24 protein-coding genes and 1 pseudogene are annotated in these 16,892 nt (G+C 44.8%); 19 read left to right on the top strand and 6 right to left on the bottom strand.

Features of this window, described 5'->3' with window-relative positions:
- Positions 1–143 precede the first annotated feature (143 nt).
- Positions 144–1,001, top strand: coding sequence for a patatin-like phospholipase family protein (locus NKF87_RS08425; RefSeq protein ID WP_055282695.1), 858 nt, complete (start codon positions 144–146; stop codon positions 999–1,001).
- A gap of 7 nt (positions 1,002–1,008) precedes the next feature.
- The gene (locus NKF87_RS08420) at positions 1,009–2,037 is read left to right on the top strand and encodes a bifunctional HD family hydrolase/N-acetyltransferase (protein ID WP_044925015.1); all 1,029 of its coding nucleotides are present in this window, start codon (positions 1,009–1,011) and stop codon (positions 2,035–2,037) included.
- An 18-nt stretch (positions 2,038–2,055) separates the two neighbouring features.
- Here the strand turns inward: NKF87_RS08420 and NKF87_RS08415 are convergent, their stop codons facing one another.
- Positions 2,056–2,217, bottom strand: a complete 162-nt coding sequence (locus tag NKF87_RS08415; protein WP_173792067.1) for a hypothetical protein — start codon at positions 2,215–2,217, stop codon at positions 2,056–2,058.
- Between NKF87_RS08415 and NKF87_RS08410 the strand changes: the two are divergent.
- Both NKF87_RS08410 and NKF87_RS08405 read left to right on the top strand, forming a co-directional pair.
- Positions 2,204–2,398: pseudogene (locus NKF87_RS08410) on the top strand (GntP family permease); the annotation flags it as partial. The gene NKF87_RS08415 and the pseudogene NKF87_RS08410 sit on opposite strands and share 14 nt — an antisense overlap.
- A gap of 114 nt (positions 2,399–2,512) precedes the next feature.
- Positions 2,513–3,622: a cation diffusion facilitator family transporter gene (locus NKF87_RS08405; RefSeq protein WP_253583446.1), complete on the top strand. Its 1,110-nt coding sequence runs from the start codon at positions 2,513–2,515 to the stop codon at positions 3,620–3,622.
- Between the two features lie 379 nt (positions 3,623–4,001).
- Here NKF87_RS08405 and truA read toward each other — a convergent pair whose 3' ends face one another.
- Positions 4,002–4,739, bottom strand: coding sequence for a tRNA pseudouridine(38-40) synthase TruA (gene truA / locus NKF87_RS08400; RefSeq protein WP_117597860.1), 738 nt, complete (start codon positions 4,737–4,739; stop codon positions 4,002–4,004).
- A 112-nt stretch (positions 4,740–4,851) separates the two neighbouring features.
- Here truA and NKF87_RS08395 point away from each other — a divergent pair, with 112 nt between their 5' ends.
- Entirely contained in the window at positions 4,852–5,322 is a 471-nt protein-coding gene (locus NKF87_RS08395; protein WP_226851036.1) for an acyl-CoA thioesterase, read from the top strand.
- Positions 5,323–5,340: 18 nt separating this feature from the next.
- Here NKF87_RS08395 and NKF87_RS08390 read toward each other — a convergent pair whose 3' ends face one another.
- From NKF87_RS08390 to NKF87_RS08375, 4 genes are all read right to left on the bottom strand, one after another.
- A complete protein-coding gene (locus NKF87_RS08390) occupies positions 5,341–5,670 on the bottom strand; it encodes a hypothetical protein (protein WP_044925018.1) in 330 nt (109 codons plus the stop codon).
- Positions 5,663–5,917, bottom strand: a complete 255-nt coding sequence (locus NKF87_RS08385) for a hypothetical protein (protein WP_253583445.1) — start codon at positions 5,915–5,917, stop codon at positions 5,663–5,665. The genes NKF87_RS08390 and NKF87_RS08385 overlap by 8 nt, the downstream gene beginning before the upstream one ends.
- Before the next feature lie 320 nt (positions 5,918–6,237).
- On the bottom strand, positions 6,238–6,561 hold the full coding sequence (locus NKF87_RS08380) for a chorion class high-cysteine HCB protein 13 (protein WP_253583444.1): 324 nt from the start codon (positions 6,559–6,561) through the stop codon (positions 6,238–6,240).
- A gap of 68 nt (positions 6,562–6,629) precedes the next feature.
- Entirely contained in the window at positions 6,630–7,292 is a 663-nt protein-coding gene (locus NKF87_RS08375) for a DnaJ domain-containing protein (RefSeq protein WP_253583443.1), read from the bottom strand.
- Between the two features lie 181 nt (positions 7,293–7,473).
- Here NKF87_RS08375 and ylxM point away from each other — a divergent pair, with 181 nt between their 5' ends.
- The 14 genes from ylxM (at position 7,474) to NKF87_RS08305 (ending at position 16,878) form a co-directional block, all read left to right on the top strand.
- Positions 7,474–7,818: a YlxM family DNA-binding protein gene (gene ylxM, locus NKF87_RS08370; RefSeq protein ID WP_028087456.1), complete on the top strand. Its 345-nt coding sequence runs from the start codon at positions 7,474–7,476 to the stop codon at positions 7,816–7,818.
- A 1-nt stretch (position 7,819) separates the two neighbouring features.
- Complete coding sequence (gene ffh, locus NKF87_RS08365) at positions 7,820–9,169, top strand: signal recognition particle protein (RefSeq protein ID WP_028087457.1); 1,350 nt, start codon at positions 7,820–7,822, stop codon at positions 9,167–9,169.
- A 122-nt stretch (positions 9,170–9,291) separates the two neighbouring features.
- Positions 9,292–9,537 carry a 30S ribosomal protein S16 gene (gene rpsP, locus NKF87_RS08360; protein WP_028087458.1) on the top strand — a complete coding sequence of 82 codons (246 nt, stop codon included), beginning with the start codon at positions 9,292–9,294 and terminating at the stop codon, positions 9,535–9,537.
- Between the two features lie 24 nt (positions 9,538–9,561).
- Entirely contained in the window at positions 9,562–9,792 is a 231-nt protein-coding gene (locus NKF87_RS08355) for a KH domain-containing protein (protein WP_006427257.1), read from the top strand.
- A 151-nt stretch (positions 9,793–9,943) separates the two neighbouring features.
- Entirely contained in the window at positions 9,944–10,450 is a 507-nt protein-coding gene (rimM, locus tag NKF87_RS08350) for a ribosome maturation factor RimM (protein WP_117597864.1), read from the top strand.
- Between the two features lie 14 nt (positions 10,451–10,464).
- Positions 10,465–11,271: a tRNA (guanosine(37)-N1)-methyltransferase TrmD gene (gene trmD, locus NKF87_RS08345; RefSeq protein WP_253583442.1), complete on the top strand. Its 807-nt coding sequence runs from the start codon at positions 10,465–10,467 to the stop codon at positions 11,269–11,271.
- A 156-nt stretch (positions 11,272–11,427) separates the two neighbouring features.
- Entirely contained in the window at positions 11,428–11,775 is a 348-nt protein-coding gene (gene rplS / locus NKF87_RS08340; RefSeq protein WP_022415029.1) for a 50S ribosomal protein L19, read from the top strand.
- A 113-nt stretch (positions 11,776–11,888) separates the two neighbouring features.
- Positions 11,889–12,548 carry a signal peptidase I gene (gene lepB / locus NKF87_RS08335; protein ID WP_177999011.1) on the top strand — a complete coding sequence of 220 codons (660 nt, stop codon included), beginning with the start codon at positions 11,889–11,891 and terminating at the stop codon, positions 12,546–12,548.
- Positions 12,549–12,570: 22 nt separating this feature from the next.
- Complete coding sequence (gene ylqF / locus NKF87_RS08330; RefSeq protein ID WP_028087462.1) at positions 12,571–13,419, top strand: ribosome biogenesis GTPase YlqF; 849 nt, start codon at positions 12,571–12,573, stop codon at positions 13,417–13,419.
- Between the two features lie 17 nt (positions 13,420–13,436).
- Positions 13,437–14,006 carry a signal peptidase I gene (gene lepB, locus NKF87_RS08325; protein WP_055282658.1) on the top strand — a complete coding sequence of 190 codons (570 nt, stop codon included), beginning with the start codon at positions 13,437–13,439 and terminating at the stop codon, positions 14,004–14,006.
- Positions 13,999–14,658, top strand: a complete 660-nt coding sequence (locus NKF87_RS08320) for a ribonuclease HII (RefSeq protein WP_253583441.1) — start codon at positions 13,999–14,001, stop codon at positions 14,656–14,658. Before lepB (NKF87_RS08325) ends, NKF87_RS08320 begins: the two co-directional genes overlap by 8 nt.
- 57 nt (positions 14,659–14,715) lie before the next feature.
- The gene (locus tag NKF87_RS08315; RefSeq protein WP_055282654.1) at positions 14,716–15,093 is read left to right on the top strand and encodes a YraN family protein; all 378 of its coding nucleotides are present in this window, start codon (positions 14,716–14,718) and stop codon (positions 15,091–15,093) included.
- A gap of 33 nt (positions 15,094–15,126) precedes the next feature.
- Complete coding sequence (gene pgeF, locus NKF87_RS08310; RefSeq protein WP_055282652.1) at positions 15,127–15,981, top strand: peptidoglycan editing factor PgeF; 855 nt, start codon at positions 15,127–15,129, stop codon at positions 15,979–15,981.
- Positions 15,982–15,984: 3 nt separating this feature from the next.
- A complete protein-coding gene (locus NKF87_RS08305; RefSeq protein ID WP_253583440.1) occupies positions 15,985–16,878 on the top strand; it encodes a mechanosensitive ion channel family protein in 894 nt (297 codons plus the stop codon).
- Positions 16,879–16,892: the final 14 nt, after the last annotated feature.

The following is a 16,892-nucleotide window of genomic DNA, read 5'->3' as shown; positions in this document are numbered from 1 at the left end:
GCGTCCGGATTTGCAGACGCTGACTAGCATATAGTATCAAATATAGGGGAAAATAGCAAGGGAAGTTCCTCTTTTCCTTCTATGAAAAAGGGTATATAATGGTAACTACGAAGAATAGAAAGCAAAAGAGAGGTATGAAGTTTATGATAAAAGCAACATTAGTATTGGAAGGCGGAGCCAATCGCGGAGTATTTACATCGGGAGTCCTTGATTATCTGATGGGAAAAGAACTGTATATGTCCAATGTGATCGGTGTATCTGCAGGTGCCTGCAATGCAGTTGATTATGTATCAAAACAGGCTGGACGGAGCCGGGAATGCGTGATCCACCGTGAGAAAGAATATGATTATGTATACGGATTGAAGAAGACATTGAAAGAAAAAGCACTGATGGATATGGATATGTTGTTTGATAAATTCCCGAATGAAATCTATCCATTTGATTTCGAGACGTATTTTGCATCCGAGATGGAATGCGAACTGGTTGTTACGAATTGCATCACAGGAGCTGCAGAGTATCTGTCAGAAGATAAGGATCCGGAACGTCTGATGAAGATCTGCCGTGCATCAAGCAGTATGCCGCTTGCAGCACCGATTGCAAATGTAGACGGAATTCCGTATATGGACGGGGGACTTGCAGACTCCATTCCGATCGAGTATGCATTGGAAAAAGGGAATGACAAGATCGTTGTAGTGCTGACGAGAAATCCGGGTTACCGCAAGAAGAGAGCGCTAAAAGCAACAGAACAGCTTTATAAAAGAGCCTATAAAAAATATCCGAATCTGGTACGTGCGATCATGACAAGAAATGCGGTATATAACAGGCAGATGAAGCTGATCGAAAAGCTGGAAGAAGAAGGGAAGATCTTTGTGATCCGTCCACTGATTCCGACCGTATCACGTATGGAGAAGGATTACGATAAGCTGCAGCATTTCTATATGCATGGAAACAGATTAATGAAAAAAGAATATCAGGGCCTGTTGGAATATCTGAACGAGTAGAGGAAGAATGAGACCAGAAACATTATTAGACTTTATGGGTGTGGCAGAACACCTGAAATGTAATATGCGCCATTCCAGAATGACAGATCACAGGCGGGAAAGTGTGGCAGAACACACGTACCGTCTATGTGTATTTGCGTGGCTGGTAAAAGAAGAATTTCCGGATTGTGACATGGATAAGGTGATGAAGATGTGCCTGTTCCATGATCTGGGGGAAGCGCTAACCGGTGATATTCCGGCATTTGTGAAGACGGATGACGACCGGAAAACAGAAGGAGATGCGCTCACGCTGCTGACCGCAATGCTTCCGGGAAAAGAGCGGCAGGAGTTGGATGAATTGTTCGGGGAACTGGAAAGAGAAGAGACAATGGAAGCGAAGATCGTGCATGCCCTGGATAAGATGGAGACTTTGATCCAGCATAACGAGGCGGATATTGCAACCTGGCTTCCGCTGGAATATGATCTTCAGATGACTTACGGGGAAAAAGAATGTATGGCAGATCCATATCTTACGAAGCTGCGTGAAGTGATCCGGCAGATATCGGAAGATAAGATCACCGCAGAAGGAGAAGACAGAGAATCGTCTTACTATATCAGAAAAGATATAGAGAATATGCATCTGTCGGAAGTGACAGATCTCTTACGGAGTACAGAATGGGCAGAAGACAGAACGGAAGAGATGATCCGGAAAAGTATGGAGAATTCTTGTCCATATGGTCTGTTTCTGAAAGCCGGCACCGGTGAAGGCAGAATCAAGGAAAGCAGTATGGCCGGAAAAGACAGACAGATTGGATTTGCAAGGGTTCTGACAGACGGTGTCACGACGTTTTATCTGATGGATTTCGTTATAGAAGAAAAGTACCGCAGTCAGGGATTCGGAACCATTTTGATGGATCGGATCATGAAAGAGAACGGGCACCTGTATGGAATGCTGCATACAAAAGATGCAAAAGCCTTTTATGAAAAATATGGCTTCCGTGCAATCGGAGATACAAAGAAAACAGAAGAAATATATATGGAAAAACCGTGCAGTTGAAAATAGCTGCACGGTTTTTTACAGATCTTCCAGATTGATATCACGCGGTGTTTCCATATGTTTCAATGTAATCTCATAGATGCGTGAAGTATCGCCATTCTTCATACAATCCATGATCCAGTCAAGATCTTTAAAAAGCTTTTTTGCCTTACGGGAAGAGAACTCTTCAGAAGGATTCATGAATGTACTTATATTCCTCGGTCAGCCGATCGTAGCAGTCGGACTGGGACTGATCGTAGCAATTCTGACACTTGGAAGAAGCCTTGACAGACATGAAGCCCTTACAGAGATGGAAAAAGGAATGGCTTCAGCCGGAATCATCATGCTGGTAACAGGCGGAGGCGGAGCTCTCGGACAGATCAAGCCGTCTTTTGTATGCCGGAGAATGTAAGGGAACGAACATTCTGTGTTATCTTGTAAATAAAATGCCGGCATGTTATCATAAATACAGAAAAAAAGAAGGAACAGGTGTATTATGAATGAATCAAGCCGTCAGGAACGGATAATAAGAACGTCTGTGGTCGGAATATTAGTGAACTTACTGATCGCAGCAGTGAAAATAATGATCGGGACACTGGCATCGTCCATTGCGATCGTGTCGGAAGGTATCAATAATGCAACGGATGCAGGATCTTCGTTCCTGACTTATATAGGGACAAAACTTTCCGGGAAACATCCGGATGAAAAGCATCCGTTTGGGTATGGAAGAATAGAGTATCTGACAGGTATGGTGGTCGGCGTCCTGATATTATATGCCGGACTGGGGATGCTTAAGGAGTCTGTGGAAGGAATCCTTCATCCGTCAGATATGAATGTCAGTATACTGACGGTACTGATCGTTGCAGGAACAGCCGTAACCAAATTTATTCTGGGAATGTATACGATAAAAGTAGGAAAATCCGTAGAATCAGAAGTATTACTGGCAGTGGGGGAAGATGGAAGAAATGATTCGTATTTCTCAGGTCTGACAATCCTGTCATCTGTGATATTTTTATTTACAGGTTTCTCGCTGGATGCTTATGCAGGTATTGTGTTTTCTTTTGTCGTGATAAAGAGCGGAGTGGACACGCTTAAGAATACGGCATCCGATCTGATCGGACGGTCGGGGAAAGAAGAACTTGCGAGAAAGCTTTATAAAGAAATCCGTGCAACAGATGGAGTGATCAGTGCGATCGATATGATGCTGCACGATTATGGACCGGACCGCTATTCAGGTTCGGTGAATATCGAGATCGATCATAAAAGAAGCATCGGAGAAGTCTATGAAGAGATTCATAGATTGCAGCTTCGGATCATGGAAGAGTATCATGTGACGATGGTGTTTGGAATCTATGCAGTCGATGAAGATACTGCGGCTATCGTTGATATCCGCAGATACATCGGGAAATTCGTACGCGTAAATGAGCACGTGAAGAGTTTTCATGCGTTATATCTGAGCAAAGAGACCGGTACACTCTACTGTGATCTCATTGTGGACTATGCACTCAGAGACTGGGAAGAGTTGAGGGAATCTTTTGTAGAATACATGAAGAAGCAGTATCCGGAATATGAGATATCACTGACAATAGAGACAGAATTTGTATGATTTTTATTCCGTGTGTATCAAATGCCTTATGAATGAAATGGCAAATACGTAACCGTAGTGGCCTCCACCGGGTTACACTTCCGGGCATTTCATTTATTAACATCTGCTGCCAGTCACGACTTGAAGAAAACAGTATAAAGTGGTTCTGGTGAATGTGGAATGCTCTTAGAAAAAGTTAGAGAGTCAGAATCTCCGTTAAAGGAACGAAGCGAATGTGTTTGAGGCGAACGCCGAGTTTGAGCGTAGTTCCTTTGCTTTTAGGAGATTCTGGCTCTCTTAGTTTTTCTTAGAGTATGGAACCTGAACCAGAACCACTTTATACTGTTTTCTTCAAGGATCGAGAGGCCAACTACGTTAATAAATCAAATCCCAAATCAAATTAATAGGTAACCTCCTGCAAATACAACCCCTTCGGATCGCAAGGCGCACTGGCTTCCAGGATTCCGGCAAAGATATCATCAATATCCTGCACAGAGCGGTTGCCGAGTCCGATATCCATCAGTGTACCAACGATGATGCGGGCCATGTTGTGAAGAAAATCATCAGCATGGATCAGGATCTGCATTTCCTCAATGTCTCCATAGATATCAATATCAAAGATCTCTCGGACTGTAGATTTCGTCTTCTTCGCACTGGAGAAATTGCGGAAATCGTGACGTCCGGTGAGTTTCTCGGCGGCCTGCTGCATCATGCGTTTGTCCGGGATACGGTAGCAGTGGTAGGTATATTTACGGTCAAAGACACTTGGCACATCATCAATGGTCATGCGGTATACATAAGTCTTGGATGTAGCATTGAGCTGTGCGTGGAAACGTTCCGGCACTTCTTCCACTTCGATGATCGCAATATCCATCGGAAGATAACGGTTCAGATAGTGCTTGATGTTCTGTGTGCTGACAGAACAGGATGTCCGGAAGTTGGCAATCTGCGCATAAGCATGTACGCCGACTTCGGTACGGCATCCGCAGAAAAGTTCCAGATCATCTTCTTCTGTCATTTTCTTTAAAACTTCTGTGATTTTATTCGATATGGTATTGCCGGATTCGTCTTTTCCTAGTCTTGTCCATCCCTGGTAACGGCTTCCATCGTATTCGATCGTTAATTTTATATTTCTCATGAGAACTCCATTCCGCTGTAAAACAGCTTTTATTGAAATTAATTTAAGTATAACAAATACGGTGCTATAATAAAAGAGTTTAAAAAGAAAAGAGAGGTGTTTTTTTGTGGAAATGGAAAAAAGAAAGGTATCGGATTCAATCGTAGAGACGGTTCATATGGTAAGACCGCAGCACCTGAATGCGTCTGACCGTTTGTTCGGAGGGGCACTTATGCAGTGGATCGATGAAGTGGCAGGTATGGTGGCAAAACGTCACACAAGGAGAAATGTGATCACAGCATCTGTAGACAGTCTGAGTTTCCTTAGGGGTGCATATGTCAAAGATACAGTTGTGATCATTGGAAAAGTGACTTATGTTGGGAATACCTCTATGGAAGTAAAGGTAGATACTTATGTAGAGGCATTGAGCGGGGAACGTACGCCGATCAATCATGCGTATTTTACAATGGTGGCACTGGACAAGAATGACAGGCCGGTAAGAGTACCGAGACTGGAACTTGAGACAGAAGAAGAAAAAGAAGAGTGGGATAAGGGAGAAAAGAGAAGAGAACTCCGTATGATGCGTAAAGAAGAAGGACTTTAAAGCCCTTCTTCTATTTTGTTATGTATGATTCTTCATATGTGTGCGGACCATCTGCACCATCTGGTCAATCTGCTCCTGCTCTTTGGCGGGGCGTCCCTCTTTCAGGATGTCGAGGATGAGAGACATTTCCTGCGGAGTGAACTGGATTCCTTTTTTGTTTGCGCTGGTGATGAGTGCCATCATCACAGGAGCCAGTGATCTTCCGCTTTTGCCGGCAGTCTGTTTTGCGGCGAGCCGGATCAGCTCCAGTTTGACAGGATCCATTCCATTTATAGCCGGATGATCCATCCAGCTGTTGCCGGTATTGCTTCCGGAAGAGTCCGTTGTATGAGTGGTTCTTTCATTCATGTGAAGAGTCTCCTTTCTTTGCCGGTGATCCAGATGCGGAAAGTTCCTCGTCGAACAGTTCCATGTAATTCTGGAACATTTCCATATCTTCGCCGGACATCATTGCTTTCATAAGATCAACAGGGCTTGCAGGACCGGAAGCACCGGGATCTCCGGCTGTGGAACCGGCCTGCGCCATCGCCATCATTTCCGCCATCTGCATCACAGAAGTCATCTGATTCATCATATCCCGTTCATTTTCATCCATATAAGGCGCCAGTTCGCTGATCGATTGAAAAGAAAATGCATGGAAAGGAAGTCCCCGGAAATAGTCCATCGTATACCGGAATTCGGTAAATTTGATGTAGACGGCAAGAAAGCGCTGAATGGAAGGAGGTAGGAAGGCAAGAAACAGCTTCCATTTATATAAATAGGAGGGTGTGACAGATTTATCGAAGGGTGTCATTGGTTTAGAAGGTTTTCCGGCCATGGTGACTCCTTCCGGTATCAGCGTTATAAATATATATGAAAAAAGAGACGGGAAAATGACTCCGTCTCTTAAGTCCTATACAGGAAAATGTAAGTTGTCTAGCATCCACATCCACAGCCGTTGCCGCAACCATTACCGCATCCATTGCCAAAGCCGCCGCAGCAGCAGAGAAGAAGGATGATCCACAGGCAGCTGTCGTTACCATTGCCACATCCGCATCCATTGCCGCATCCATTGCCGCATCCATTGCCAAAGCCGCCGCAGCAGCAGAGAAGAAGGATGATCCACAGGCAGCTGTTGTTGCCGAAGCCACATCCGCTGTTACTGCATCCACAACTGCATCCGCCGCATCCACAGTCCCCGCCGAATCTGTCGCGTCCTTCGCATCCGCATCCACAGTTTGCTGTACTCAAATCGCTCATATTGAATCCTCCAATAATGATGTTTACAGTACATAATATGCAGACGGTGCAGATGTGTGAGCAGAATATTAAGTATAACTGACCAGCCGTTTCAGAGAATACTGGAAATGAAGCAGTTCTTTCTGAAGCTTCACACGTTTGAATCCACTGAGTTCTTTTTTTGAATAATCATCGTAAACCTTCAATAGATAAGATACCGGGAGATTCCGGTTCTTATACCAGGTGAAAAGCAGCCAGTCCATGATCGGAGGCAGCCAGTACTTTTCGGGAATCTCTGCCTCTCGCAGTGTTATGGCATAGCGGAGTGCCTGAGAGGAAAGATCCGACAGCCGGTCCGCTGCCTGTTTCTTATTTTTTTCTTTGAAAAGCTGTTCGCTTTCCAGCGTGATATCATATAAAGAATCAGCTGCCCGCCAATAATTCACAAATGGTGTACCGGTGACCGGCACTGTTTCTTCCATATTATGAAGATTGAACAGATCAAAGTTCCGGTCTGCACCTGCAGATGGCTTTCCGAATACTTTGCGGTCATAAGAAGCACGTTTCTTCGGATCGGAAAGTATGCGGTAGGCTTCCAGGATCTGCTGCATTTTTCTGGTTGTATCGATACCATTCTTCATGTTGGCATCGGGATGATATTTTTTCGCAAGTCTGTTCTTGGCGGCAGAGATTTCTTCAGGAGAAGCCGTTCTTGACACACCAAGCATCTTGTAATAATTCTTTTTTGCCATTATATTCTCCCCTTATAATATATGGACATGATCGGAAGATACTGCATCCGGCAATATCTCCCATCAGATATATTACGACAAAGCCGGTGGGAAATCAATTTTATTTTGAAAAAACAAAGGTGTAAAGAAAAAATACTTGACACCCATCCGGAAGTGTTATATGATATCGGAGGTGAAAGACATGAATGAAATATTAGAACAGGCATTATTATATGATTTTTATGGAGAACTTCTTACGGATCATCAGAAAGAAGTGTATGAGCAGTTTGTCCTGGAAGATTTATCACTCGGCGAGATCGCAAGAGAGGAAGGAATCAGCAGACAGGGGGTACATGATCTGGTAAAGAGATGTTCCCAGACACTGAAAGGCTACGAAGAGAAACTTCATCTGGTAGAGAAATTCGTGTCGGTCAGAGAAAAAGTAAAGCAGATTGATGAATTGCTGGATGGATATGAGAAGGAGAATGCAGAAGAACTTGTTGCAGACATCCGGAAGATATCCGATGAAATTATAGAGGAGTTATAGCATGGCATTTGACAGCTTGACAGAGAAACTTCAAAACGTATTTAAGAACCTGCGAAGCAAAGGACGTCTGACAGAAGATGATGTCAAAGAAGCTTTAAAAGAGATCAAGCGCGCATTACTCGCAGCGGATGTTAACTTTAAAGTGGTAAAAGATTTCATCAAGAGCGTGCAGGAGCGTGCGATCGGTCAGGATGTAATGAATGGTCTGAATCCGGGACAGATGGTGATCAAGATTGTAAATGAGGAACTGATCAACCTGATGGGTTCGGAGACTACAGAGATTCAGCTTCAGCCTGGAAAGGCCATCACGGTCATCATGATGGCAGGTCTTCAGGGAGCAGGTAAGACGACCACGACAGCAAAGCTTGCCGGAAAGTTCAAGTTAAAGGGCAAGAAACCACTGCTAGTTGCATGTGATGTCTACAGACCGGCTGCGATCAAACAGTTACAGGTCAATGGTGAGAAGCAGGGTGTGGAAGTCTTCTCCATGGGAGAGAACCACAAGCCGGCGAATATCGCCAGGGCGGCGATCGAACATGCGCAGAAGAATGGCAACGACCTCGTGATCCTCGATACAGCCGGACGACTTCACATCGATGAAGATATGATGGCAGAGCTTGAAGAGATCAAAGAGGAAGTAGAAGTACATCAGACCATACTTGTTATTGATGCGATGACCGGACAGGATGCCGTGAATGTGGCAAAAGAGTTCAATGAAAAGGTCGGCATCGACGGTGTGATCGTTACCAAATTAGATGGTGACACAAGAGGTGGTGCGGCACTGTCCGTAAAGGCAGTTACCGGAAAGCCGATCCTGTATGTAGGTATGGGAGAAAAACTTTCGGATCTGGAACAGTTCTATCCGGACCGTATGGCATCAAGAATCCTCGGAATGGGAGATGTCCTGTCACTTATCGAGAAGGCAGAGGCCGAGATCGATGAAGAGAAAGCCAGAGAGATGACCCAGAAGCTTAAGAAGAACCAGTTTGATTTTGACGATTATCTGGAAAGCATTAAGCAGATGAAGAATATGGGTGGTCTTGGAAATATCATGAACATGCTGCCGGGTCTTGGAGGCATGGGCAGTAAGATGAAGGGATTGGACGACGAGCAGACAGCGGAAGCCGAGAGGAAGATGGGAAGAATGGAAGCGATCATTCATTCCATGACACCGGCGGAAAGAGCCAATCCAGATATTCTTTCTCCATCCAGAAAGCACAGAATTGCCAAAGGTGCAGGGGTGGACATCAGCGAAGTGAACCGCATGATCAAGCAGTTTAACGAGATGAAAAAGCTGATGAAACAATTTGGCAAGCCGGGAAAGAAGAAAAAATTCGGATTCCCGTTTTAAACATGATATACCGCGGATCCCGCGTTATATAGATTCCAGATTATACATTAGAAGATGCCAAAGGCAGGTTCTGGGTATAAGAATAAACTATGAATATTATAATTTTACGGAGGTAAACTAACATGGCAGTAAAAATGAGATTAAGAAGAATGGGACAGAAGAAGGCTCCTTTCTATAGAATCATCGTAGCAGATTCTAGAGCACCAAGAGACGGAAGATTCATCGACGAAATCGGAACATACGATCCGAACTGTGATCCAAGTGCTATCAAAGTTGACGAAGAAGCAGCTAAGAAATGGCTTGCAAACGGAGCACAGCCTACAGAAGCAGTTGCAAAGATTTTAAAGGCAGCAGGCATCGAGAAATAATTATGCCACTGGAGGTGTGCATTTATGAAGGAATTAGTTGAAGTAATTGCGAAAGCATTAGTCGACGATCCAGAAAGCGTTGTTGTAAATGAACGCGAAGAGAAGAAGACGACAGTTCTGGAAGTACGAGTTGCTGAATCTGATATGGGAAAAGTAATCGGAAAACAGGGCCGTATTGCGAAGGCGATCCGCTCAGTTGTGAAAGCCGCAGCAGCGAAGGAAGATAAGAAAGTTATCGTAGATATCATGGACTAGAATAATAATGGGGATTCCCATTTTGTCCCGGGACAGGCCCGTTTGTGGTCTGTCCCGCTTATCTTATATCAGAGTATGTGAACAGTATCTGTTATGAAAGAGGAAAAGGGCGGTATAGAAATGCCCGCAACATATAAGAAAAGGAGTATCTATGGAAGAATTGTTACAGGTAGGCGTCATCACTTCGACACACGGAGTGCGCGGGGAAGTCAAAGTATTTCCGACTACAGATGACCCGGAGCGTTTTAAGACGTTAAAGCATGTGCTGTTAGACACCGGGAGAGAAAAAAAACCTCTGGAGATTCAGGGGGTCAAATTCTTTAAACAGTTTGTGATCCTGAAATTCAAAGGAATTGATAATATAAATGATATTGAGCGTTACAAGAGATGCCCGCTTCTGGTAGAACGAAAAGATGCGGTGGCACTGGAAGAGGATGAATATTTTATCGCCGATATGATCGGTATCCAGGTTGTAACAGAGGACGATGAACCATTCGGAACATTAAAAGATGTCATGGAGACCGGTGCGAACGATGTTTATGTGATCGATACCGAGGAACATGGAGAAGTGCTGGTTCCGGCAATCCGCGAATGTATCCTGGATGTTGATATAGAGAATCAGAAGATGAAGATCCACCTGATGGACGGGCTGATCTAGAAAGAGGATAGTATATGAATTTTTATATTATGACATTATTTCCGGAGATGGTCATGGACGGGCTGAACACCAGTATCATCGGGCGTGCGGTGAATAAAGGACTTCTGTCTATAGAGGCTTTGAATATCAGGGATTATGCGTTCAATAAGCATCACAGCGTGGATGACTATCCGTATGGCGGCGGTGCAGGGATGCTGATGCAGGCGGAGCCGGTATATCAGTGCTATGATGCACTTGCAAGACAGATCCGAGAAAGGAAAGCCGGGGAAGAAAGATCCGGAGAACAGCCGGACATGGCGTGTGGAAAGAAACGCACAAGAGTCATTTATCTGTCCCCGCAGGGAAAGACATTCAACCAGTCTATGGCAGAAGAATTCGCACAGGAAGAAGATCTTGTATTCTTATGCGGACATTATGAAGGGATTGACGAACGTGTGCTGGAGGAGATCGTGACCGATTATGTATCCATCGGGGATTATGTCCTGACCGGGGGAGAGCTTCCGGCGATGATTATGATCGATGCGATATCCAGACTGGTTCCTGGAGTCCTCCATAACGATGTATCTGCCGAATTCGAAAGCTTTCAGGATAATCTGCTGGAATACCCGCAGTATTCCAGACCGGAAGTGTGGCATGACAAAAAAGTACCGGAGATATTGATGTCCGGTCATCATGCCAATATTGAAAAATGGAGACGCGAACAGTCTGTGATCCGCACTGCGAAGAACCGGCCGGATCTGCTTGAAAAGGCAGAGCTTACCGAGAAAGAAAAAAAGCTGGCAAAGAAAATACAAAGAGACGGGCAGTCGGTTACAGAGTAGGATCATATAAAGCAGAAAAGAGTGCAAAAAAACAAGAAAAAATCCTTGTAATTTTGCACCGGGTATGATAGAATATAGTGTGTTGTGAAGAAAAATAGATGGTCCTCTGGTACAAATGTATTAAGAACATCCAAGTAAACAAGGAGGTCACACATAATGAACGATATTATTAAGAACATTGAAGCTGCTCAGTTAAAAGAAGTAGCACCAGAATTCCACGTTGGAGATACTGTTAAAGTTTACGGAAAGATTAAAGAAGGAAACCGTGAAAGAGTACAGATTTTCGAAGGAACAGTCCTGAAGAGACAGGGTGGCGGAGCAAGAGAGACATTTACAGTTAGAAAGTTTTCTAACGGAATCGGTGTTGAGAAGACTTGGCCGGTACACTCACCAAACGTTGAGAAGATCGAAGTAGTAAGAAGAGGTAAAGTAAGAAGAGCAAAACTGAACTACTTAAGAGACCGCGTTGGTAAGAAAGCTAAAGTAAAAGAATTAGTAAAATAATCAGGAAAATGAATGTAAAAAGGACAACTACATAATGTAATTGTCCTTTTTTGATATTGCCATGTATTTCGCAGGGAGCTGCCCGTGGCAAGTCATGAAGATAAGGGGATTATATGAGACGCAGAAGTAATCTGGATTTTGAAAGACGAAGAAGATCCCGGAGATCAAGTTACCGCAGACGTCAGGCAAAAAAGAAACTGTTGGGAAAACTTCCGAAGGAGAAGAAGAAGATTCATCTGAATCTGGAAAAGATCGTATCCGGCATAAGCTGGGTGTTTAAGATCGCAGTTACCTGCCTGATCGCATTTGTCGCAGTATGGTACTGGGGACAACAGGTGAGTACCGTGGGAGATTCTATGAGACCGGTACTTAAGAATGCGGATAAAGTGCTGGTAAACCGTATTGTATATAATGCATCTTCTCCAAAGCGTGGAGATATCATTGTCTTTAAGCCGAAGGGCAATGAAAGTTCGCATTATTATACGAAGAGGATTGTTGGACTTCCGGGAGAAACGGTACAGATCGTAGAGAACCGGATTTATATCAATGGAGAGAAACTGGAAGAAGATTATACAACCACGAAGATCGATACCGCAGGCATCGCAGCCGAGAAGTTTAAGCTTGGCGGGGATGAATATTTTGTGATGGGTGATAACAGAAAGAACAGCGAAGACAGCCGGAGTGCAGATATCGGAGCGGTAAAACGGTCTTACATTTACGGAAAGGCCTGGTTTGTGGTATCACCGAAGAAGAATTTCGGATTCGTGAGATAATAGATAAGAGGAGAACGAAGATATGCATTTTCAATGGTATCCAGGGCACATGACGAAAGCAAAACGCATGATGCAGGAGAATATCAAACTAATAGATCTGGTCATTGAGCTGGTTGATGCCAGAGTACCGATCAGTAGCAGGAACCCGGACATTGACGAACTTGGAAAGAATAAAGCAAGGCTGATCCTTCTGAACAAGTCAGATCTGGCAGAAGATAAATGGAACGATGCCTGGTCGGAATATTTCCGCGAAAAAGGGTTCTCCGTTGTAAAAGTGAACTCTAAAAAAGGCGGGGGGATCAAGTCTATCAACGGCGTGATCCAGGAAGCATGTAAAGAAAAGATTGAAAGAGACAGAAAGCGCGGTATCCTGAACCGTCCGGTCAGAGCCATGGTAGTAGGAATCCCGAATGTCGGAAAGTCAACATTCATCAATGCACTGGCAGGAAAAGCATGTGCGAAGACGGGCAACAAGCCGGGTGTGACCAAGGGAAAACAGTGGATCAGACTGAACAAGAATGTAGAACTTCTTGATACACCGGGAATCTTATGGCCAAGATTCGAAGATCAGGCAGTAGGTCTTAAGCTTGCATTTATCGGTTCGATCAAGGATGAGATCCTGCAGACGGAAGAACTGGCAGCAGAGCTTGTGACATTTATGAACAAGAATTATCCGGGAGTTTTGGAGAGCAAATATAACGTAGAAGAAGATGCGGATCCATACGGCATGATCGCAAGGATCGCTGAAAGCAGACATTGCCTGGTACGCGGAAATGAACTGGATACAGAGAAAGCGTCTGTCCTTCTGATGGATGATTTCCGTAACGGACGCCTGGGAAGACTGACTCTGGAATATCCGGATGCATATTAGAAAGGACACGCACGAATATGTCCAGACATTCAAAGAGAGAGGAAGAAGAAAGAGACATCCTGGGGGAACTCGGCGGATGGCTTGTGTATATACTGCTTATCATCGGTCTGACCTATCTGATCATCACCTTTGTCGGACAGCGGACGATGGTAAGCGGATCTTCCATGGAGACGACATTACAGGATGGAGACAATCTGATCGTTGATAAGATCAGTTACCGGTTCCGGGATCCGAAACGCTATGATATTATTGTATTTCCGTATAAATATGAAGAAGATACATATTATATCAAACGTATCATCGGAATGCCGGGTGAGACTGTGCAGATCCGGGACGGATATGTGTATATCGATGGAAAACGCCTGACCAGTGATATCTATGGGAAGGAGAAGATCAAGGATCCGCAGACGGCTGCAGAACCGGTTACGCTGGGAGATGATGAATACTTTGTGATGGGAGATAATCGTAATCACAGTATGGACAGCAGAGATCCGGGGGTAGGAGTGCTGACCCGGAAGGATCTGATTGGCAGAGCCTGGGTGCGTATCTATCCATTTGACAATATAGGAGTGATCCGACATGAATAAACGAGAAGAAGAAAAACTGAAAAAACAACAGGAAAAGCTTCAGAAAGAACTGGAGCGTACCGAAGCGATGAGCGTCTATGAAAAAGAATACAGCGACTGTACCTATATCTGTGGGATCGATGAAGTCGGCCGCGGGCCATTTGCCGGTCCGGTGGTAGCGGGAGCAGTCATTCTGCCAAAAGATGATCCGATCCTGTATCTGAATGATTCGAAAAAGCTTTCGGAAAAAAAACGGGAGGCACTTTACAATGAGATCATGGAGCGTGCAGTGGCGACAGGAATCGGGATCGTAAGTCCGGCAAGGATTGATGAGATCAATATCCTGCAGGCGACTTATGAGGCGATGCGCATGGCGATAGGGAACCTGAAGGTACAGCCGGATCTGCTTCTGAACGATGCAGTGACGATACCGGGCGTCGATATCCGGCAAGTGCCGATCATCAAAGGAGATGCTAAAAGTGTGTCCATTGCAGCGGCAAGTATCATTGCCAAAGTGACCAGGGACCGCCTGATGGTAGAGTATGATGCAGTGATGCCGAGGTATGATTTCGCTGCCAATAAAGGATATGGCACGAAGAAGCATATTGAAGGTCTGAAAGAACTGGGACCATCACCGATCCACAGAATGACATTTATAAAAAAATACATATAAAAATATATCACAGACAGCAAAGTTGTAAGAATGTTTGCTAAAATGAACGGGAGGACTATGGCCGGAGATACAGGAAGAGAACGGAAGAATAACCGGGAGACCGGAAGCCATTATGAACGGCTTGCCGGTGCATATCTGGAGCAGGAAGGATATGAGATCCTGGAGTATAATTACCGGTGTAAGACCGGAGAGATTGATATTATAGCAAGAGAAGCGGGATATCTGGTCTTCTGTGAGGTGAAATATCGCGCTTCAGATAAAAAAGGACATCCGGCGGAGGCTGTAAATCCAGCCAAACAGAGAACCATTTCCAAAAGTGCACTATGCTATATGACGGTCAACGGAATCGATGAGGTACCATGCAGATTCGATGTGGTGAGCATCGAGAATCATGAGGTGACACTTTACCGGAATGCATTTGATTATACAGGATAGGAAGAGATCCGGAACAGAAAGGATGAATATGGCATGAATCTGGGCTTACATTATAAAAATCAGGACCATATATTTGATGAAAAAGAAGTGAACGGTGTCCCGTTCTTAAGTTATCCGATGCTGGAAGAGACCGGAATCGTGAATCATGGATTCTCGACCAGACTTGGCGGTGTCAGCAAAGGATGCTGGGCAACGATGAATATCAGTACAACCAGAGGTGACGATCCGGAAGATGTCAGGGAGAATCAGAGAAGGATTGCCGGAGCCATCGGTGTACAGCCGGAAGATATGACATTCACCAATCAGACCCATACGACCAATGTAGCGGTAGTAAAAGCCGGAGACAGGGGAAAGCGTTTTCAGGAGACCGATGGAATGATCACAGATGTGCCGGGAATCTGTCTGGTTACATTTTACGCAGACTGTGTGCCGTTGTATTTTGTTGATCCGGTGAAGAAGGCGATCGGTCTTTCACATTCCGGATGGCGAGGAACCGTCGGTAAGATAGGAAAAGTTACCATAGAACTGATGCAGAAGACATATGGCTCTGATCCGGAAGATATCATTGCGGCAATCGGTCCGTCCATCTGCCGGGACTGCTATGAAGTGAGCGGGGATGTGATACAGCAATTCCGGGAAAGCTTTGACGAAGCGTACTGGCCGGAGCTGTTTTATAAAAAAGAAAACGGGAAATACCAGTTGGATCTCTGGCGTGCCAATGAACGGATATTCACAGAAGCCGGAATACGCGAAGATCATATTGCGGTAACCAATGTATGCACACACTGCAATCCGGATATTCTGTTCTCGCACAGGACTACCGGAGATAAAAGGGGAAATGTAAGCGCATTTCTTGCGCTGAAACAGATGACAACAAGAGGAGTATAACATATGACAGATACAACAATTGCAGATACGACGCAGGAAGTAACCGATGCGACCCAGGAAGCGGTCAAACAGGTTAATCAGCTGACACAATATGTACAGGACAGCATACCGGGACTGATCACGTTCGGATTGAAAGTGCTGGCGGCACTGGTGGCATTCTTTATCGGCCGGCTGGTGATCCGGTGGATCCGGAAGATCGTCAGACGTTCCTTTGAGCGCTCCGGTGCAGACAAAGGAGTGGAGCAGTTTGTAGATTCCCTGCTAAAATATGGACTGTATGCCCTGCTTGTCTTCAGTCTGATCTCCAGTCTTGGATTCGATACAACGTCCGTAGCAGCAGTACTGGCATCCGGTGGTGTGGCAATCGGTCTTGCATTACAGGGAAGCCTTTCGAACTTTGCAGGCGGAGTCCTGATCCTTTTATTAAAACCGTTTGTAGTCGGAGATTATATTATCGAGGATACCAACGGAAAAGAAGGAACCGTAAAAGAGATCCAGATCTTCTATACCAAACTCAGTACAATTGATAACAAGACGATCGTAATCCCGAATGGAATGCTGACCAACAACAGTATTACCAATGCAACGGCAAAAGATGAAAGGCAGCTGGATCTGCGTGTGGCTATTTCTTATGATGCGGATATCCGACAGGCAAAATCAGTGATCGAAAATCTGCTGATCAAAGATGAATGTATCATCAAGAACGAACAGATCAATGTATTTGTTCATGAGCTGGCAGACAGTGCGGTTGTACTGGGAATCCGTGCATGGGTGAAGAATGAGGAATATTGGGAAACCAGATGGAGACTGCTCGAAGAGATCAAGCTTTTACTGGATGAGAACGGTATCGAAATTCCATATCCGCAGATGACTGTACACATGCAGAAGAACACATAGAAACATATCGAAGC

The organism is Dorea longicatena (assembly GCF_024168045.1).
GTDB lineage: Bacteria > Bacillota > Clostridia > Lachnospirales > Lachnospiraceae > Dorea_A.
The sequence above is the reverse complement of the archived record's forward strand: the minus strand, read 5'-3'. Positions and strand labels throughout refer to the sequence as shown.